The following is a 21,059-nucleotide window of genomic DNA, read 5'->3' on the forward strand; positions in this document are numbered from 1 at the left end:
TATTTGATGTGCCTACTTTTATAACATCTATAAAAGATAATAAAAAACTACGTGGAAAGACCGCATTTTGTATAAAAATATACGTTAAGTTGATGGATGTGTGGTGCTACCCACTAGAAATCACACCCACAAATAATAATTAATAATCTACAAGTTCCCTCTTTAATGCAGTATTAATTATTTAACTCAGTATAATTAACAAAAATTAGAATTATTTTGTTAATTTACACAAAAGGTATTTTCTTTTACAGTAGTTACAAAAATATATTTTAAAAGAGGTGGATGGGTCTTGACAGATATTAAAAATGATTTCCTGAGAAGGAACTTCAACAGTTTAGAAGAGTTTGCTGATATAATTAGTGATATTTTGCGATGCCCTGTTACGATTGAAGATGTAAATCATCGTCTGCTCGCATATAGTACTCATGAAGAAAGAACAGACGCTGCGAGAGTTGCAACTATTATAGGACGGCGTGTACCTGAAAAAATTATTAGTAACTTGTGGAAAGAGGGTATCATACCTACTCTTTTGAAAAAACGTGAACCTATTCGTGTAAGGAAGATAGGTGATATTGGTCTTGGTGACAGGGTTGCAATTTCCATTTGGAATAAAGAGGAAGTTTTGGGGTTCATCTGGATTATGGAAGACGGACATCCCTTAACTGTGGAAAATTACACCTTACTGAAAAAAGCTGCAGAGGCCGTAAAAAGCAAATTAATACAAATTCAAGCTCGTAAAAATAAAAAGGGCGAACGGTCACAAGAATTTTTTTGGAAATTACTAACTAATCATATACAAGTAAATGAAGAGATTATTGAAAATTTCCATCGGCTACACATTACTCCCGCATCTGTATTTACTATTATCGTATTCCATTTTGAACAAGAAATTATAGGCGAAACAGAAAGACAAATTTCTTATTTGTTAGAAACAAGCCAACATTTAGAGCCTTTACTTGGCACAATAGATCGTAATCGATTAATTCTTCTTACTTCATTAGACTCTGTTAATCGACCGTCCAATGAAATCAACGATTTCATTGAAATGTTTGTGCATAATATGGAAAAACGATTTGGTATTAAATATATCAGACCAGCGTTCAGTAGTGTTTATAGTGATTATCAAAAAGTTGGAAAAGCTTATAAAGAAGCTCTAACTGTTTTATCTATAAAGGAAAAATTCCCTTACGACACAGCAAATATCCACGGGTACCAAAATATGGGTATTTATCAATTGATTGACCTTCTCCTTGAGAAAAGAAAGTGTGAAGAGTATGAAAATCAAGCGTTACAAAAACTGTATGATTATGATCATAAGTATAATTGCAATCTTGTTGAGACGTTGGAAACCTTTTTGAACAAAGATAGCAATGTAGGTGAGGTAGCCAAAACCTTAAATATTCATCCTAATACATTAAGTTATAGACTTAAACGTATTTGTGAAATTAGTGAGATTGATTTAAAAGATCCAAATGAAAAAATGATTATGTTCTTAGATCTCAAACTAACAAAATTCATGTAGCAGCACCCTTTTGTGGAATTCCACAAAAGAGTGCTGCATTTTTCTTTTTTTTCAACAATGAAAAAGTATTTTTAATACCCTATACTTGGACTACAACTAAGTTACACAAAAATTAGTACAGGGAGAGAGCATTTAATAATTATTGGAGTATCAAAGAAAATAAAAAAATCATGAAGACCGTGTTTGCACTTACGCCTGTAGGAGTTATTGCATTTGTCAGGGCTGGATATAAGGTATTGATTGAAACAATTAGGCTGTAACTTTTTGGATTGGGAACTAGATACGGGTTGCAAATATTTCTTTTTCTAGAGTAATACTCCAATCATTTGATTTAAGAAATTAGCGGTAAAATAGTTAAACTGTCCTACTCCCTTGAGGAGATTGGATAGAAATATTATCTATTTCTCTTGTATTATCAGAAATCGTTTTCATATCTGTTTGTTTCTTTAATTGAGTAAGCTCGGCAGAGCATAAGGGATAAGTTAATCTTTTTCCAGCTTTTTTATAAGTAGCATTCCAAAGAGCAAGAACATGGTTAAATACAAAGCGACTGCAACCGATTGTTTTAGCAATTAATATTTCTTGTTTCTTATTCGGGTAGATACGAAATTTATATGCTTTATTTACTAAAATAAGTTGCACCTCACTTTTTTTGTATATCTACAGTATACAAAAAAACGTAGGCTTACGCCTACTGACATTCATCTCCCACCTAAAATTGGTGTTTCACACCTTCACATTTTTGAGGAAGGAGTCTTCTGTCAGAAACGATAGAATAGAGTAATTACTATATTTGTTATTATAAAACGAAAGGGGTTCCTATTATGAGAAATACTACTAATATACGGCGTATATCAATTACAATTATAGTAATTGTTGCAGTAGCGGTTAGCTATTTTGTGTACCAATCTCTTACTTCACCAGCAAGGGCCATAGCGAAACAAGAGAATCCAGTGCAATTAGCAAGTGAACAATCAAAAAATGAAATAAAGAAAGAAGCGCCAAGGCATTTTAATGGCCAGGAGAGAAAAGTTGCCTATCTTACTTTTGATGATGGTCCTGGTAAATATACAGCTGAATTGTTAAATGTTCTACAACAAAATGGTGCGAAAGCAACATTTTTTTTAATTGGTGAAAACGTGAAGCGGTTTCCCGATTTAGTGAGACGAGAGAAAGAAGAAGGCCATTATGTAGGAATGCACAGTATGACACATGACTTTAAGAAATTATATACCAATGGTGAGTATGTAAATGAAATGAAAGAAGATCAAAATTTAATAGCAAATATTCTGAAGGAATCTTCCAAATTAACACGTCCACCATATGGCTCCATGCCAGGACTAAATGAAGAACTTCGTAACAAAACAGTGGAAGCTGGTTTTACAGTTTGGGATTGGACAATTGACTCTTTAGATTGGAAGTATAACAAGATGCCTATTGATTCAGCTTCAGCTCAAATTGTTCAAAATGTACTGGCAGGTGCAACAGAACCACAAGAAGTTATTTTAATGCACGATATTCATCCGCAATCTGTTGCTGCTGTACCAGCTATCATAAAAGGATTAAAAGAAAAAGGATATGAACTTGAAGCGTATCATGAAGAGGAACATTTTCCAGTGAATTTTTGGCACGATAAACGTATTTGACATTGTAGGAGGGATTGAAATTGATTAATAGAAAAGCGATCCTAATAGGAATCTTGTTAATTGGATTTCTAGGGGGATGTTTGGGAGCAAAGCCAGAAGAGAAATTATACTTTGTTTTTGAAAAGGCAGCGGATCAAGAAAAAACGTTATCTGATAATGTAAAAAAATTAGAGCAGTTAGAAGCAAAGGGACAAGAATTGTATAATCAAATTATACAGAAAGGACAAGAGAATAACGAGGAAGCAATACCCCAAATAGAACAAGCTATTGCAAATGTATCTGAACGTGAGAAAGAGTTAGATAATGAAGAAGATGTATTAGAAAAAGCCCAAAAAGAAGTAACATCAGTTCTTAATGATATAAATAAAATCGAGGATGAAAAATTACAAGAACAAGCCAAGACAGTAGAAAAAGCTTATAAAAAACGTTATGATGCTTTTCTAAAAATGAATAGAAGTTACAAAAAATCTTTAATAATTGAAAAAGAACTTTATGAAAAGTTAAAAGATAAAGAAACAAAACTAAAAGAAATTAGTGAGAAAGTTAAAGCTTACAATGTAATAAATGAAGAAACACTAAAAGAAAAAGAAAAGTTCAATCAATACACTACAGAGTATAATAAAGAGAAATTAAGTTTTTATAAAGGCGCGAAGATTAAAATAAAAGAGCAAAAGTCAGAGAAATAATTATCAGTTTAAGTATCTTGACATTCTTCTATTTGCAGGCAAGTCACAAAGGTCTCCTCGGAGTTTCTTATATTGAAAATCTGTAAAAAGGATAAATTGGGATTGTGAAATGTTAGAAAGGGATATTCAAGCACTAGTTTAATTATATGGTATAATGTTAAAGTCGAAAAAGCATTTTATAGTGCTCTTTCGACTTTTTGGCTTTGTAACATAGAAGATAATTACAAATTAAGGAATTACTGTATAAAAATTTTGTTGTATAGATGTATTTTTTCTCATATTCATAGAGTTTTCATTTGTTTTCTGTTGATGATCACTTATGAGAAAAAGTAACTAAACATATCAGCAAAGTCTAAGGGAGGATTATACATGCCCACACCATTAAAGAAAAATAATCGTTATATGGTCGGATTAGATAGTTTAAGAGGACTAGCTATACTAGGTGTTGTGTTATATCATGTCAATTATAAGTGGATACCTGGGGGATTCCTAGGCGTTACGGTTTTCTTTGTGCTTTCGGGTTATTTAATTACCGATATTCTTGCTACTGAGTGGGAGAAATATAAAAGAATTGATTTGAAAAATTTCTGGTTACGTAGGGCAAGAAGATTACTTCCAGGAATGTTTGTTATGCTCATTATTGTTTTTGCATGGGTGACGTTATTTCATAGCTCCTTACTTGGAAAAATGCGAGGAGATTCATTAGCAGCAGTATTATATTTTAGTAACTGGTGGTACATTTATCATAAATTATCATATTTTGATAACTTTGGCCAACCTACGCCTTTAAATCATTTTTGGTCGTTGGCCGTTGAAGAGCAATTTTATGTAGTCTGGCCATTCATACTTAGCTTAGGATTCTACTACATAAAAAAGAAATCACGTATGGTACTATTTATTTTTTTAGGAGCAATTGCTTCAGCAATTGCAATGGCTGTACTGTATGAACCAGGAAGTGATCCTAGTAGAGTTTATTATGGTACCGATACAAGAGCGTTTTCTCTATTAATAGGGGCAGTACTCGCTCTACTTTGGCCAAGTAATAGACTTTCTAATAAAATTATTCCGTCAGCCCGTCTAGTTTTAGATGTAGTTGGGGGAATCGCTTTAATTATTATTTTAATTATGTTTTGGGAGACAAATCAATATGACTCATTCCTATATCGTGGAGGAATGTTATTTTTATCAGTTGTTACTGCTTTATTAGTAGCTAACCTTGCTCATCCAACTAGCAGAATTAGTGTGCTTTTAAGGTTTAAACCATTACGTTGGATTGGTATTCGGTCCTATGGAATATACCTTTGGCATTATCCGATTATCACATTGACAAGCTTGCAAGTTAGTACAGAAGGACCTCATCTTACTAAAGCCATTTTTCAAGTTTTTTTGATTCTACTTATGGCACATCTTTCGTGGGAGTTTATTGAAAATCCAATTCGTCAAGGTGCATTAAAGAATCTTCGTTTAAAGGACTTGAAAATAAGAGACTTAGCATGCGTTAATAGAGTTGCGTTAGCATGTACAATATTCCTTTCCATAACAGTTATCTTTGGTTTCTCAACAGCCGGCAAAGTAAAAGACAATTCTAAACAAGTTAGGACAGAGGCGGTACAAGTGAAAAAAAATGAGGAACCTGATCACCCAGTTACTAAGGAAGAGAAACCAGTTGATAAAACATTAGAGGACGAAAATAAAGATTCCCCTAAACAAATTAAACAACCTACAACTGTTACAGCCATTGGTGATTCAATTATGATTGATGTCTCTCCTTATTTAAAAGATGCTTTTCCTAATATTATAATTGATGCAAAAATTGGGAGACAAATGTCTCAAGCATTTGATACGGTAGAGAGAATGAAAAAGGAAGGTACTTTAGGTAGTCATGTTATTATTGGATTAGGTACAAATGGAGCATTCACCACAGAGCAACTAGAATCGTTAATTCAGTTAATAGGTGATGAACGTGAAATTGTATTAGTTAATACTAGAATACCTCGTCCATGGGAGCCCGTAGTTAATGAGAAATTAAAAGAAGCCTCTTCCAAATTTCCCAATACTGTGCTAGTTGATTGGTATGCAGCAAGTGCTGGGAATCAATCATATTTCGAACCAGATGGAGTCCATTTGAACCCAAAAGGAGCAAAGGAATACGCTTCACTTGTAGTTAAATGTATTGATGAGTAATTTATTTCGCGGCGAGATAATTACCCAATCATTTTATTTTTTAGGTAGGGGAAGTAAAAACGTCTGTTTGTTATTTCTATTAGTGAGGTTTTGCTGTAAGACAATTTATTTAAATCCATAATCAATTAGCCTCAATAGTTGTTATAATAAGGAAAAATATGTTATTAGTTTGGAGTATAGTTGGATCAGAAATATTTATGCCTCTTAATTTTAAGACAAATCAAAGACTCCATTTTGAAAAAAGATTAATTAAAATGGAGTCTTTTTATGCTACTTGGTGTATACATCAGAACGATTTTGTCTTATTCGCATTCTTTTAAGTCTATATTTTCTGTTTCTGCGTAGCTTAGAAATATCTTGTGATAAAAACACAATTGTAATAATAACCCATACAAAATTAACTATAAAAGACGTTATTACAATTCTTTCTGTCAAAGATAAAAAGGAGACACACATGAAGAAAATTACAGCAATGAAAGGAATATTTTGTCTCATTCGTTTGGTAGTATACGATTTATTTTTATCATAATATGTCGTAATTGTACCTATAATCAATAATACAGGGGTAGTAATAAAGAATCCAAACCTCCAAAATCCTTTTTCAATAAACCAAGGGAAAGATGACATATTCGTGGAACAAATAAATAGGTTAGTTATTGGAGTAAATAATTGCATGAATGATAGGGTTATATTTAAGTTGGCTTGTTTCATTTTATTACACCTCCTAATAACTTTGTGGATAAAATTATATAAATTTGAGTTATACTTGGAAAAAAAAGCGTGTACTTGTTTCCATATGTAATTCTATATCACGAACTATTCCATTGTAATAATAACGATAAATGAAAATCGACAATACTACTACAAATAGAATAAACATAAGAATTATTACCGTCATAAAGTACAAACTAATTTTCCGTCTCATTGTCTGCTTCCATTCCACATATACCCTTTTCCCCATACCGTAAGGAGAAAATTGGGTTCAGAAGAACTAGATTCTATCTTCTGACGAAGACGACTGATATTCACATCTACTACCTTGGTATCCCCTACATAACTTATACCCCATATTTTATTTAAGAGTTCATCACGTGGAATTGGTTTTGTAGAATTTTCCATTAAATATTGTAGTATAATATACTCTGTTGGAGTTAAATCAATTACTACACCATCTCTATATAATTTTTCTTGCAGAAGATTTAATTGAAATGGTCCCGAATGAATCGATCCCATATCTTTTTCATTTTCTTTTACTCTTCTTAGCAATGATTTTACACGTGCTACCAATTCAATTATACTAAATGGTTTTTTTATATAATCATCTGCTCCAATTGTCAAACCTTGTATCTGATCTTTAACTTGAACTCGTGCCGTTAACATAATAATACCAATCTTTTGATTGTTTTCCCGTATACATTTGCATACCTGAAAACCATCTATTCCAGGTAACATAACATCAAGTATTACAATATCAACATTATGATCTTCTAAAAGCTCAAGAGCTCTTTCACCTGTAGCGGTTTCTAAAACATTGAAACCAGCATGCTTCATATTTAATGTAATAAAACTACGAATTGTTGTCTCATCATCTAATACTAAAATTGTTGTCATACTCATTACCCCTTTACTCTTGCTGATAGTCGGCTATGGATTTGATATAAGATTTAAGCTTCTGGTAGTTTAAGTTTTTTGAAATTGCATATACATGGGCCTTTGTTTTAATGGCTACTTCATAATGTTTGATTTTTGGCCATTCCTTATGATCAAAGGTATGGACTTAAAGCCACGTTTTATCTGTATCAGTATAAAGAAAACGTTGAGTAGTTTTCGATTCCTCTTGAAGTGTTACTTTTCCAATTAATTATTTAGGAAGAGGTAACACTTGTATTGTAATTAGAGTATAGAGTGTTCAAAACGTTTTTTCATTGTTAAGAAGGAGGAAAAATACATCCTCTTCTTGTGGAATTCCACAAAAATTTCGTTTAATCAATTGCATTCTTAACACCTTGAACCAGTACTTTATTATTATTTGTGCTACTCTTGTTTTCCATATGTATCACCTCCTAGAGGTCACCATACATGTCAATCAACTTAAGAATCTAGTGAAAAACGTTATTCTTTCTAAGCAAGATTATTAGAAAGAATAACGTTTTTCATGAATTTTTCGATTTAAGATGAACTACATGTATTTGCTGAAGAGCTGCGTCGTCATTTAACTCCTGCTTCTTTGGATGAACTCACAAAAGATTTTTTTGTAAAAAGAAAACGAAAATCTTCAGGAAGCGAATTAGCTACGAATTGTATCTGGATAGAAATTAAATAACTTTATTATCAATTTACACTACTCGTTTTCTCTTTATATGTTTCATATATTGATTTAATATTGTTCGTCGGATTTATTTTGGCGTTTGTTAAATCAAGGGAAGGGGAGAAGAGTATATACCGACGCATTACTTTATGTGGGACGGTTATTCTCGTCGTTTTAAATTTTTTTATGATGCATGATTTCTAGAGGGGAATGTAAAAGCATACGACTAATCGTATGCTTTTACATCTGCCAATGATGGAAGTGAAGCGATTGCTCCATAGTTTGTACATGTTATGGCACCTACTTTATTTGCGAACGAGACAAACTCGGCTAAATCTGTGAATTTTTGAGGAAGCATTTGTTCACTTTTTGAAATTTGATATAAGATCGCCCCAACGAAAGCATCACCAGCACCAGTTGTATCTATTTGTTTAATGGAAATAGAAGGTACAATGATTTGAGATTCTTTTGTTGCGAGAAGGGTACCGTCTTTTCCGAGTGTAATAGCTACAACTTTAGCTCCATAATTTAATAATTTCAGTACCGATTGTTGTAAATCAGTTTCTTTAGAAAGCATCATTGCTTCTTCTTGGCTTACTTTTACGAAATGTGCGTGTTTTATAAAGGATAGGCAATCTTGAGAAAATTGTTCTACATCTGTAATAAGTGCATCTCGATAATTTGGATCAAAAGAAATAAAATGATTATTGTCTTTCGCAAATTGTAATAGTTGAAAGTATGTTTCTTTTAATGGACTTGATAATAAGGCAGTTGCCGAACCGAAATGTATTAGATCATTACTTTTTATTTTTGATAAATCGATTTTATTAAAGGTGTATTCGCCATCAGCCCCGCGCATAAAAATAAAATCGCGTTCACCATCTTTATCGATAGATACGAAAGCAAGCGTGGTTTGTTTATCTTTTATGAGCATTGAAGTGTCAACATGAGCACGTTGTAAAGTTTGTTCTAGAAAATCGCCAAATGGATCATTTCCTACTTGTCCCATAAATGTAGCGTGTCCACCTAATTTTGTTATAGCAGCAGCAACGTTAGCTGGAGCTCCACCAGCTTTCTTTTCAAAATCTGTGCCGTCTACTAAAGATACATTGGAATTTCGGCAAACGAAATCAATTAGTAATTCACCTATACAAAAAACATTTCTCATACAATCCCTCTTTTAAGTTTATATTGTGTAATTGTAAAGTTTAGTTTTGCATCTGAAAAGATTGAGATATGATGTTTCGTGTCTTTTCGCGGAAATACTCTAGACGTAAAGACAGTGGAACCATCATATAAGAAAATTTCTACGATGCTATTATCTACAAATATTCTTAGGTCTATCGCATCGTGAATATCAATTTTTTTACAGCGTTCATACCCATATTCTCCGCCAAATTGGTGATGGAAGTTGCTTCGGTCAATGGAAACATTCCCTTTTTCACGGTTAAATGTAATCGGGAAAGATTCTTCTTCATTATGGAAGAGAGAAAGACCAAAGTTATTCGCATCATCAGTTTTGAGAGTTACAATTAATTCATATGAGCATTCATGGCCAAGGGCCGCTAATACGTTTAGCCCAGTTGATATCTCACCTGAAATCTCTTTTTTTATTGTTCTTAGTTTTTTTAGTTCTGAAACTGGTTTTTGTTTTAATATATTATTTTCTAATGCTAGTTCTCGTGGAAGTGTTAAACAATGAGCCCACATATAATCATCAGAAGGATATGTTATTTCGCTTGAGCCCGCCCAAGCAAATAAAAGGCGGCGCCGAGATTGATCTTCTAAAGTTTGAGGGGCATAAAAATCGAATCCTTTATCAACTTCGTAATACGAATCAATATGGAAATATAAATTTTCAATATCGAAATTTCCAATTGCATATACGACATTATATACATTTTGAAAATTCCCCTTGTCTTTTTCGATTCCTTGTGGTGAAAAGAGTAATACATCTTTCCCTGATAATTGGAAGTAATCGGGGCACTCCCACATAAATCCGAATTCTTTTAAATTTGTTTTAACCTCACCTTGGAAATGCCAACTATATAGGTCTAGTGACTTATATAATAATAAAGTACCCGTTTTATTTTCACGTTGTGCGCCAAGCAACATATAGTACGTATCATTATTTTTCCATACTTTTGGGTCGCGCACATGCTTCGTATATCCATTAGGAATCATATCAATAACAGGGTTATTACTATATTTAGTGATCGTATATTGAGAATCCATCGTTACCATACATTGCTTGGCATCGCGAGAATCATCAGATTTTTTTATATTACCTGTGTACAATAAGTGAAGAAGCCCATCTTTTATAATAGAACTACCGGAATATGCGCCGTGTGACTCGTAGCTTTCGGTAGGGATAATGGCTACCGGCATTCGTTCCCAGCTAATAAGATCTTTTGATTTTACATGTCCCCAATGTTTCATTCCGTGAATTGGACCAAATGGATACCATTGATAAAAAACGTGATATTCATCATTGTAGTATGATACACCGTTAGGATCATTCATTAATCCATATGGCGGATGGATATGATAAATCGGTTTCCATGAATCTTGATTTGCAATTGCATATAAAGAATGCAATTCTTCTTTATTGGATTGCAGTATTGTTTTATATTTCGACATAGGTGTTCACCCCGTTGTTATTTACTTTCTTTATATAAAATGAATGTGGCAACAAAAGCCGTAATAACTGCAATAGCGAAGCCGATCACATAGTGAATTACATTCATCATGCCAAGAGGTGCAACAATTGTAAGCATTGGAATACCTGTTAAACCATATGCATTCGCTGCAACTTGCATCCAAACAACGTAAGCGCCTCCAATTGCGCCGCCAATAGCTGCTGCAATAAATGGTTTACCAAGTTTTAAATTGACACCAAAAATAGCTGGTTCTGTAATTCCTAAAAATGCTGAAGCTGCTGCTGGAATTGCGATTTCCTTTGTTTTTTTGTTTTTTGTTTTGAAATAAACTGCTAAAGTAGCTCCGCCTTGGGCGACGTTCGCCATTGACCAAATAGGGAGTAAGAAATTGACACCGATATCTTTATTTGCGAGTAAGCCAGCTTCAATAGCGTGGAAGCTATGGTGTAAGCCAGTAAGAACGATTGTTGAATATAGGCCACCGAATATAAGGCCAGCTACTGGTCCTGCAAATTGATAAATAGTATTTAAAAGGTAAGTAATACCGTCACCAATTTTATATCCAATTGGCCCGATAATAATAAGTGATAAAAAGCCAGTTATAATAATTGTTAAGAACGGTGTAATTAATAAATCTAAAGAGTTTGGAACACGTTTTCGGAGCTCTTTTTCAATTGTGCTCATAACGTATACACATAACAAAATAGGTAAAACAGTACCTTGATAGCCAATCATATCAATATCCATACCAAGGAAATGTAAAACAGTTGGTTTTGCGTTTGTAAGAGTCCAAGGATTCGTTAAGTTTGGATGAGTTAATATGCCCCCAACAACTGCACCTAAGAAAATATTTCCGCCAAATTCTTTAGCAGCACTAACACCGATTAAAATAGGTAAAATAATGAAAGCTGCACTTGAGAACATATCAAGCAATTGAATAAGTGAGTGATCGCCAGGAACTAATTTAAACGCTTTCAGCATTCCGAGTAGACCCATAAGTAAACCGCTCGCAACAATAGCTGGAATAATTGGAACGAAAATATTGGATAATATTTTTGCAAGTCGAGCGAGCGGGTTCATTTTTTTCTTAGGAATATCGTTTGATGCCGTAGAATCAAATTCGGCCATTTCGGTTAGTTTTGAAAATTCATCATATACTTTGTTTACTACACCAGTTCCAAAAATAATTTGATATTGCTCAGTCGTTGCAAAAGCACCTTTAACCCCATTGATGTTTTCGATTTCTGCTGCGTTTATCTTTGTCTCATCTTTTAGTACAAGACGAAGGCGAGTAGCACAATGTGTAGCACGAATAATGTTTTCTTTTCCGCCGATGTTCTGTAAAACTTGCGTTGCAATTTGTTTCATATTCATAAAAATTCCCCCTTACTATACACTTTCCATTTGTGGAACCGGTTCCGTTTTGGGTTAAAATAAAAAACAGGGACGTGATATGAAAAATCCTGTTTTTAAAATGTGGAACCGGTTTTAATTTTATTATAGAGCTCCTTTAAATTTTGTCAACGCTTTCTTGGATTTTTAATGTATAGCGAGAGTGTAATGTTTTAGGGATTGTTTTGTTTTCAACAAGCTGCGAAAGAGAAGTAGCAGCAAGCTTACCAGCATATTCATAGTCAAATGCGATTGTCGTTAAGCTAGGGTGTACCATTTCAGATATATCATATCCACCGAATCCTACTACAGATATATGATTTGGTATGGAAAGGTGATTAGAATGAATTACTTTCATTGCTCCAAGAGCGATATTATCTGTAGCACATACGATAATAGTAGGACGGTTGTTATCTAAAATATGTTGTACTTGTTTCATCGCATCTTCTATTTGGAAAGTTGTTTCGTAGTAAGAAACGATGCAAGTAGGTTCTAAATTTTCAATTGCTTTTTGAAAACCATTTTTTCGATTTACACCAACAGAAATATCATCTTTTTCTACTCCTAAATAGGCGATATGGCGATGCCCTTGTGATAGTACGTATACACCTAGCTCATAAGCAGCGTCAAAATCATCATGAATGAGGCAATATTGATCCTCATATTCTTGACCAACAAATAAAATAGGGGTAGTAGATTTAGCGATGATGTGTGTATGCTCTTTTTTTAAAGTTTTTGTTAATAAAATTATGCCAGCTACTTTTTGTTTTATAAAGTTTTCCATTGCTTGAATTTCTGCTTCAATTTTTTGATTCGCATTTGCAACAAGCATCTGATAGTTATTTTCCCGTAAAGCATTATCAATACCAATAAGTGTTTTTGTTGTAGCGAAGGAGTCTAATCGGGGGATAATAACGCCAATTAAATTTGTTGTTTTCGCTTTTAAACTTTGTGCAAATGTATTGGGAGAGAAATTTGTTTCTTGAATAATACTTTCAATTTTTTGTTTTGTTCTATCACTTACATAGCCGCCGTTTAAGTAACGAGAGACAGTACTCTTTGCAACCCCAGCTAATTTGGCGATATCTGCAATTGTTTTAGCCATAGTATTCCACCTTCATATTCATAAAAAATGTTATTTTTATTATATGGAGAATTACTGGTCACGTAAACAAGAAGAGAGAAAAAAACACCTCACGTATATGAGGTGGAATAAATACGGTTCTGGTGCAAAAAGATAATGAGGAGTAAAAAGAAATAGTTATTCCTAATGGAATGACTGTTTCTGCGGTAAGGCCAAAGAGAATATTAATCAGTCGTATTTGTTTTTGGACATACTTTCTGGGGGTACGGCAACATCGCCATCAAGTTAAGAAAAATCAAATACAGAAATATGTGAAATTTTCTTCCTAGCATTCCAATAAGAGGCATTATGATAAAATAAATCACTGTTGTTACAGAAATGTGACAATTTCAAATAGGGGCACGGCAAGAATTCGTTTTTTTTGAGCCACTCATCATTTTGTCACATTCCTGTCACAATGTATTTGTAGGATAGAAATACAAAAAAGGAGGTTTATAAGTATGAATAAAAAAATGAACAAGCTAGTCATTCCAATTTTGATGAGTTCAATGTGTCTTACATTACCATCCCTGAGTTATGCACAACAAAAGGATTTTACAACAAAGGGACAAAACGTGGTTTCTCAATACAAAAATTTCACCTTTGATGTGAATCCTGAAACTGGTGAAATTTTTGTGGAAAAAGATGGTGTAAGAGAAAGTGCTTCCTTACCACTATCGAAGAAAAAAATAACAAATCTAATAAAAAAAGATGATTGTATATCATGGAGTTATCCAGATGACCAAATAGATGTGAAGATTGAAAAGAAAGAGTCTTATTTAAATATTAAGTTAAAATCTACTAAGTCTGAAGGAGCTAATGAATTTACATGGCCTAAAGTAAGTGCGGACAGCTATACGTTACCATTATGGGAAGGAAAAAATATACCTAGCAATGATCCAAACTGGAAAGAATATTTAAAAGATCAAGAGATGTCATTCATAGAAAGTTTTTCTATGAGATTCTTTGCATTGAATAAATCTAATTATTCCATTATGTATATAGCTGAAAAAATGTATAACGATAATATTCATTTCACTGCTGATTCCGATATACAGTTTAGTTTTACACATCAATATCCTTCTATTAATAAGAATAAAGAATATGGATTCAGATTGTATCTAACTGATAAAAACCCTGTCTCGATGGCCAATATTTATAAAAATTATATAAAAGAACAGGGAGAATTTAAGACACTAGAAGAAAAAGCAAAAACAAATCCGAACATTAAAAAATTATATGGTGCTCCTCATATTTATTTTTGGGACCACAGTGGGATTGCAGTAGAAAATATCAAGTGGGATAAATTTTCACAAAAAATGGATGAGACATTTACAAATTGGATTGCACAGTTGTTACAAGAAAATACGGAAGATGGCTCAAAAGATTTTGAAACTGTTATGCAAGATATAAAGAATCAAAAAGCTATCGATAAAAGCCAGCAAAAAGTAATAGTTAATGCGATAAATCAGGTATTAAGATTAGAACAACTTTATAATAAAGATATTTTTTATAATCCAGATATCGCAATAAATAAATTGTTAAAAAAAGGCATCCAAAACTTAAGTGAACAAGAACTCTATACACTGAACAAAGGATTAATTAAGAGTAAGTTAACAGAGGTATTGGATGAAGTAAGTAGATGGGAACAGAAAGAAACAACAGATGTTTTAGTTGATATGAAGAAATCGAATGTTAAAAAAGCATGGATAGGTTTACCTAATTGGGCTAATGGATTAATGAATCCCAAAATGGTAGAAGAAGCAAATAGAATGGGGTATTTAATCGGTCCTTATGATTCATACCACTCGATTCATGAAGTGGGAAGTAGAGAGTGGAATACAGCTTCTTTTAAAGATAAAAATTTATATGAAAATGCTACAATATCGAATGAAAAAGGAGAAAAAGTAGGAGGATTCTTAGGAAAAGGAAGAAAGTTAAATCCAACTTTATCCTTACCTAGTGTGCAAGAACGTGTAGGTGATATTTTACAAAATAATATACCGTTTAATTCTTGGTTTGTCGATTGTGATGCTACAGGCGAAATTTATGATGATTATTCTCCAAATCACATTACAACTCAGGAACAAGATCTAAAAGCAAGACTACAAAGAATGAAATATATTAGCGAAGAAAAACATATGGTAGTTGGATCAGAAGGTGGAAATGACTTTGCTAGTAATATAATTGCCTTTGCACATGGAATAGAAACGCCTGGGATTTGGCCCGACTCTGATATGAAAGATAAACAGAGCCCATATTATGTAGGCGGATATAAATCCACTTCACCAGACGGTGCTATTCCAGAAACGAATGCCAAAACCATACCAATCAAACCTATTTATAAAAATATTTATAATAATCCTGTATATTCAATTCCGTTATATAAACTCGTATATAATGATTCAATTATTACGACTCACCAATGGGCATGGGGAAGTTTTAGAATTAAGGATGAGATAGGAAATAGAATGCTATCTGAAATGTTGTATAATGTACCACCTTTATATCATATTGATAAAAATGAATGGGAGAAAAGTAAATCCATCATTACCTCTTATTTGAAAATATGGTCTCCATTTCATGAGAAAGCCGTAACAAAACCAATGACTAATTTTGAAGTATTGTCTGAAGATCGGCAAGTTCAAAGTACGACATTTGGAAATGACATGAAAGTGATTGTGAATTTCTCAAACCAAGATTTCATATATGGCAATGAGAATATAAAAGCAAAAACAGCTATAGTATATGATGGGAAGAAAAAGAGTATATTAGAAGTTCCAAAGTACTAAGATACATGACATGGTTGTTGCTGTGAAATAAGGTCGTACTATTTTGAATGAAATTTAACTGTTTGCAAAAAAAGTTGCACCGTTTTGCGTCATTAGATAAAGCTGTCACGGTAAAACTCCTGAGTTTTGATCAAGCTTTATTCCAAACCAACACAAAAAATGGCTTCTGTGTTTTGAAGTCCCTTTTTATTTGTAATCAGGATTTTTGAAAGATTTGTGAATTTCATAGAAATCAAACGGGATATAAAGTAAATGTTATAGTTTTGTATATTAAAGGTTATTTATATTATTTAAACTATATTTTTACGAAGGTACTAGAGGGAGTGCCATCATGTATAGTGTGGTTGAAACTGCAAAAGAGAACAATTTAAGTCCTTATCATTCTCTTCGATATTTGTTTGAAACAGTCCCCAATATCAATTTAAACAATTATGAAGAGAGATCTGTGTTGGATTCTCTTTTCATTGGTCTCAGTTATGGGGGAACCCTAGTGTTGTGTTATAACCCTGAAATATTGACATATCTAGGCGGACCTATAGATTTCAGTTAATTATATGAAATGAAAAATCAAGTCGTTATTTTGGGGATTCAAACTACCATTATTTAAACTATTATTCACACTAAAAGAAGTACAAGGAGGAAGGTATATCTATTAAAATAGTGAGATATACCAAATTATAAATGAATATTAAATTTAACAAAAAAGTAGTAGCATTCACGGCAGGATTAACGGTATTATCTTCACCATTGGTATCGTTTGCAGAGGAACAACAATTAGTAAACAATAAGCAACCTACAAGCGTTCAGGAACAAGATAAAACAGGCCAACTTCAAGCATCAGATGAACAGGCTTTAAAAAGTATTGAAGCTAGTTTTGAAGGGGTAGACGGACGTGGTGGAGGTACTATCGATAATAAGAAAGCAGACAGTCTTCAACGTTCAGAAGGTATTCATGAAGAAACGGGTACATTAACTGTTCCAAGCAATTCAAACAGAACAAAACGTAGTCTATATTCTGCATCACCTAGCATCTCTAGTACAATAAACGGTGTTCCATTCACTGAATGGATTGTTCCAGCAGGTAACGATAATATTCGTCCTCAAAACTACATGAGTCCAAAGTACATTACAATCCATGAGACTGATAATACAAGTGTAGGAGCAGGTGCTAAAAACCATGCTCAATACCTATATAACCAAGCAGTAGGGAACACAAACCGAGTTGCATCATGGCATTTTACAGTAGACGATAAAGAGATTTATCAACACTTACCATTAAACGAAAACGGATGGCACGCAGGAGACGGTGATGGTCCAGGTAATAGACAATCTATTGCAATTGAAATCGCAGTTAACAGAGACGGTAACTACAGTAAAGCAGTAGATAATGCTAAGAAACTTGTAGCTTATTTAATGAAAGAAACTGGTGTACCGTTAAATAATATCGTAAAACACCAAAGATGGAGTGGTAAAAACTGTCCTGCCAACATGATTAACAATGGACAATGGGACTCATTCGTAAATGGTGTTAAGGGGAATTATAATAACCTTTCTCAACCAACAGACGATATTACAGGGGGTTGGTATGAGTCAGCTATTCGAGAATTAAATAGAAGGGGTATTATGGTAGGGGAAGGAAACGGAATTTTCGCACCTAACAGAGCAGTAACAAGAGCCGAATTTGCTCAATTAATCTCTAAGTCTCTAAACTTGCCAGCCGGAGATGCTTCATTTAAAGACTTAAACGATGCAAACCCAACTCTACGAGATGGTATTAAACGAACTGCAAGTGCAGGTATCATTGCAGGTAGAGGGGACGGTTCTTTTGACCCAAACAAACCTATTACAAGAGAAGAATCAGCAATCATTGTAAACAAGGCTTTACAGTATAAAGGTCTATGGGGGCCAGTTGCAAACTTATCATTCGTAGATAAGGACCAAATTAACTATAAAGAAGACGTACAAAGATTGTATGGCTTAGGTATTGTAAAAGGTAAAGAAGACAATCGATACGATCCTAAAGGAACAACAACCCGTGGTGAAACAGCATCGTTCATTTTAAACATGCTTCTAGTAATTGAAACCGGTAGTGTTCAAAATGTAATTGGAACGGCTCAAATCAATGGTATTGGAGTAAATATTCGAAGCGGAGCAGGTTCAAACTACTCTATTGTTAGAAAGGCAAGTAAAGGCGAAAAAGTTACAGTATATGAAGAAAAGAACGGTTGGTTAAGAATTGGAACAGGTCAGTGGGTTTATTATGACTCTAGTTATATCAACTATAACAGATGATAAAAAACTAAAATCTTTAAAGCATCTACATATAGACTTTCGAAAAAAAGAAACAATCTTGCTTATCATTGACGTTACATGAGCTTAGTTTGATGGGCATGAGGGTATAACATTCTCTGCAATACAAAATAAAAGGGGAAACTATTCAATTAGTTTTTCCTTTTTATTTTGTCAAACAAATGGGTTCTGGTGCAAACACTCCAAAACGCTTGTAAGTAACCTCCTAAACTTGGATATATTGATACTAGTACTCTAAAAAAGGATGTGATTGGTATGGAAAAGCAAAATCTATTCAAGTGGAAACATTATTAACCGGATATTATTTTATTAACCGTGAGATGGTACCTACGGTACAACCTCAGTTTTCGTGATTTAGTCGAAATGATGGAAGAACGTGGGCTATCCCTTGCTCATACAACTATCATGCGATGGGTTCATCAAAATGGTCCCGAATTAGATAAGCGCGTACGACATCATCTTAAATCAACCAATGATTCTTGGCGAGTCGATGAGACGTATGTGAAAGTCAAAGGTCAATGGATGTACCTATATCGTGCTGTTGATTCAAAAGGAAATACAATTGATTTTTATTTAAGCAAAACAAGAAATCATAGGGCTGCAAAGCGTTTTTTCAAGAAAGCTTTGCAGTCTTTTCATGTTTCAAAGCCCCGTGTGATAACAGTAGACAAAAAATCGGCCTATCCTATAGCAATTGAAGAGTTGAAGAAAGAGAAAAAAATGCCTGTAGACATCCAAATAAGGCAGGTGAAATACCTGAATAACATTGTAGAGCAAGATCATCGCTTTATTAAAAAGAGAGTTCGTTCAATGTTAGGATTGAAGTCTTTTCGTACAGCTAAATCTATTCTTTCAGGAATAGAAGCGATGCATATCATTAAAAAAGGCCAACTTATTTTACGGGACAAGTCTGTCCAAAATGAAGTGAAATTTATTCATCAACTATTCGGAATGGCTGCATAAGAATAGATTCCATTAGGAATCTATATACCTCTTTCGAATAAATGAAAACTTTGCACCAGAACCGAATGGTGCATTCTTATAGAAACACATATACTTACAATCAATAGTAATTTATATATAAAAAATGAAGGTATAGTTATGTTCACCTATAAACTATAAAAATAGAAGTTTGTTAACTATTTCTATTTTCGTTTATTTTGTTACCCTTTATAACAAATAAGACGCTAAACCGATCACAACAGCGCCTAATACAGTAATTCCTATATACATGTTATAACCTCATCAAATGTCCATTTTGTCAATTAATGTGTCTATATAACAAAGAAAAAGTACCCGTTTTGGATGCTTTTAAATCTTTTCTATAATATAAACTAATGTAGCTTTGAAATAAAGTTTGAGTAAAAATACCTTACAAACCCTTATTTTACGATAAATGAGAAGAATCTATTTTGAAAAAAGATTAATCAAAATAGATTCTTTTCCAGTAGATTTAAGATTGGTTTTTATAAAAATATTTGATTAAAATTACACATGTTAACCTTACTATGTGATTCTCTGATTAATAAAACGTATAAAAAAATTGAGAATAGTAACACCTATACGTTATTATTCTCCTTTTTTTTATAGAAATGGTTCGAATCACAGGCAATAACCCATCCTATAATTATTAATATTGCAGAAAATAACTTAAGACACGTTTTATATATATAATCTAAATCTTTAAGATAAACAAAGGATATTACCCCTAAAACAGCACCAACTATCCCTAGAATCAAACCTTTATATTTTTGTAAAAACATCTAGTTACTCCTTTCGTACAAACAAAATATTCCATATATAAATAATGCTAAATTATGGAATATTTTCAAAGAATCAAAACGTTTTTATATTCAGTTTATATATCATATTTCTTTTATTAATAAAAATATCCCCATAGATCAGTAAATCTAAAGGGATAAAACAGTGCAACTTTTTTATAAACAGTTAATCTTTTTTCAAAACGGTTAAACTTTGTTATAAACGATTAAACTTTATTTCAAATCCACAAACAAAAGAGCCTTACCTCTGTAGGCAAGACTCCACTTGTGTAGTTATATAGTATTTACATAGCAAATAAGAAACATAAAACATATAATACCAAGTAGCAGAACCCTAACATTCCGCCTATAGCTAGTACCTGTTTAACCCAGCTCTTGAATTTCAGATTACTGTCAATAATCGCTTGTACTCTTTCCATATCCGTTTCCTCCTAATTAAGGAGAACCCTTAAAGACTCTCACCTCGCTATGATACCATTAAGGAATGACTAATAGAGGTCTAATTTTTGTCTAAATATATAAATATGAAATATTGCATATAAGAATGTATTGATAAAAATGTAAGCGCTTACTATAATGAAAGCATAAAGATAAATCACATCTTAGCATCAACAATAGAGGAGGAAATAATATGACAATCGCAATGGCAGTTTTA

At 33.0% G+C, this 21,059-nt stretch carries 15 protein-coding genes and 2 pseudogenes; 7 read left to right on the top strand and 10 right to left on the bottom strand.

Annotated features, from left to right (window positions below; translation table 11 throughout):
* Nucleotides 1-298: 298 nt before the first annotated feature.
* Nucleotides 299-1,522: a PucR family transcriptional regulator gene (locus tag B5P42_RS16590; RefSeq protein WP_113734723.1), complete on the top strand. Its 1,224-nt coding sequence runs from the start codon at nucleotides 299-301 to the stop codon at nucleotides 1,520-1,522.
* A gap of 378 nt (nucleotides 1,523-1,900) precedes the next feature.
* On the opposite strand, the pseudogene B5P42_RS16595 reads toward B5P42_RS16590, so the two are convergent.
* Nucleotides 1,901-2,155 (bottom strand): annotated as a pseudogene (locus B5P42_RS16595) (helix-turn-helix domain-containing protein); the annotation flags it as partial.
* A 191-nt stretch (nucleotides 2,156-2,346) separates the two neighbouring features.
* On the opposite strand from B5P42_RS16595, the gene B5P42_RS16600 reads away from it, so the two are divergent.
* From B5P42_RS16600 to B5P42_RS16610, 3 genes are all read left to right on the top strand, one after another.
* Nucleotides 2,347-3,168, top strand: coding sequence for a peptidoglycan-N-acetylglucosamine deacetylase (locus B5P42_RS16600; protein WP_113734696.1), 822 nt, complete (start codon nucleotides 2,347-2,349; stop codon nucleotides 3,166-3,168).
* A 20-nt stretch (nucleotides 3,169-3,188) separates the two neighbouring features.
* A complete protein-coding gene (locus B5P42_RS16605; protein WP_113734697.1) occupies nucleotides 3,189-3,854 on the top strand; it encodes a YkyA family protein in 666 nt (221 codons plus the stop codon).
* A gap of 369 nt (nucleotides 3,855-4,223) precedes the next feature.
* Nucleotides 4,224-6,038 carry an acyltransferase family protein gene (locus tag B5P42_RS16610; RefSeq protein WP_113734698.1) on the top strand — a complete coding sequence of 605 codons (1,815 nt, stop codon included), beginning with the start codon at nucleotides 4,224-4,226 and terminating at the stop codon, nucleotides 6,036-6,038.
* Nucleotides 6,039-6,308: 270 nt separating this feature from the next.
* On the opposite strand, the gene B5P42_RS16615 is transcribed toward B5P42_RS16610, so the two are convergent.
* From B5P42_RS16615 to B5P42_RS16650, 7 genes and pseudogenes are all read right to left on the bottom strand, one after another.
* On the bottom strand, nucleotides 6,309-6,749 hold the full coding sequence (locus B5P42_RS16615) for a hypothetical protein (RefSeq protein WP_113734724.1): 441 nt from the start codon (nucleotides 6,747-6,749) through the stop codon (nucleotides 6,309-6,311).
* 61 nt (nucleotides 6,750-6,810) lie between these two features.
* Nucleotides 6,811-6,963 (bottom strand): annotated as a pseudogene (locus B5P42_RS32740) (sensor histidine kinase); the annotation flags it as partial.
* Nucleotides 6,960-7,649: a response regulator transcription factor gene (locus B5P42_RS16625; RefSeq protein ID WP_113734699.1), complete on the bottom strand. Its 690-nt coding sequence runs from the start codon at nucleotides 7,647-7,649 to the stop codon at nucleotides 6,960-6,962. The pseudogene B5P42_RS32740 and the gene B5P42_RS16625, both read right to left, overlap by 4 nt.
* Before the next feature lie 923 nt (nucleotides 7,650-8,572).
* The gene (locus tag B5P42_RS16635; RefSeq protein ID WP_113734700.1) at nucleotides 8,573-9,514 is read right to left on the bottom strand and encodes a carbohydrate kinase family protein; all 942 of its coding nucleotides are present in this window, start codon (nucleotides 9,512-9,514) and stop codon (nucleotides 8,573-8,575) included.
* Complete coding sequence (locus B5P42_RS16640; RefSeq protein WP_113734701.1) at nucleotides 9,511-10,986, bottom strand: glycoside hydrolase family 32 protein; 1,476 nt, start codon at nucleotides 10,984-10,986, stop codon at nucleotides 9,511-9,513. Before B5P42_RS16640 ends, B5P42_RS16635 begins: the two co-directional genes overlap by 4 nt.
* 17 nt (nucleotides 10,987-11,003) lie before the next feature.
* Nucleotides 11,004-12,380 (bottom strand): sucrose-specific PTS transporter subunit IIBC, encoded by a 1,377-nt coding sequence (locus tag B5P42_RS16645; RefSeq protein WP_113734702.1) that lies wholly within the window; start codon nucleotides 12,378-12,380, stop codon nucleotides 11,004-11,006.
* Nucleotides 12,381-12,516: 136 nt separating this feature from the next.
* Nucleotides 12,517-13,503, bottom strand: a complete 987-nt coding sequence (locus B5P42_RS16650; RefSeq protein WP_113734703.1) for a LacI family DNA-binding transcriptional regulator — start codon at nucleotides 13,501-13,503, stop codon at nucleotides 12,517-12,519.
* A gap of 479 nt (nucleotides 13,504-13,982) precedes the next feature.
* Between B5P42_RS16650 and B5P42_RS16655 the strand changes: the two genes are divergently transcribed.
* The 3 genes from B5P42_RS16655 (at nucleotide 13,983) to B5P42_RS16670 (ending at nucleotide 19,586) form a co-directional block, all read left to right on the top strand.
* Nucleotides 13,983-16,313 (top strand): glycoside hydrolase, encoded by a 2,331-nt coding sequence (locus B5P42_RS16655; protein WP_113734704.1) that lies wholly within the window; start codon nucleotides 13,983-13,985, stop codon nucleotides 16,311-16,313.
* A gap of 681 nt (nucleotides 16,314-16,994) precedes the next feature.
* The gene (locus tag B5P42_RS16665; RefSeq protein WP_113734706.1) at nucleotides 16,995-18,605 is read left to right on the top strand and encodes an S-layer homology domain-containing protein; all 1,611 of its coding nucleotides are present in this window, start codon (nucleotides 16,995-16,997) and stop codon (nucleotides 18,603-18,605) included.
* 318 nt (nucleotides 18,606-18,923) lie between these two features.
* Entirely contained in the window at nucleotides 18,924-19,586 is a 663-nt protein-coding gene (locus B5P42_RS16670) for an IS6 family transposase (protein WP_258397505.1), read from the top strand.
* A 596-nt stretch (nucleotides 19,587-20,182) separates the two neighbouring features.
* Here B5P42_RS16670 and B5P42_RS16680 read toward each other — a convergent pair.
* Together B5P42_RS16680 and B5P42_RS32750 are read right to left on the bottom strand one after the other, a co-directional pair.
* Nucleotides 20,183-20,386, bottom strand: coding sequence for a hypothetical protein (locus B5P42_RS16680; RefSeq protein ID WP_113734707.1), 204 nt, complete (start codon nucleotides 20,384-20,386; stop codon nucleotides 20,183-20,185).
* Between the two features lie 302 nt (nucleotides 20,387-20,688).
* Nucleotides 20,689-20,823, bottom strand: a complete 135-nt coding sequence (locus tag B5P42_RS32750) for a hypothetical protein (protein WP_255266617.1) — start codon at nucleotides 20,821-20,823, stop codon at nucleotides 20,689-20,691.
* Nucleotides 20,824-21,059: the final 236 nt, after the last annotated feature.

Source organism: Bacillus sp. SRB_331, from assembly GCF_003264175.1.
Taxonomy (GTDB): domain Bacteria; phylum Bacillota; class Bacilli; order Bacillales; family Bacillaceae_G; genus Bacillus_A; species Bacillus_A mycoides.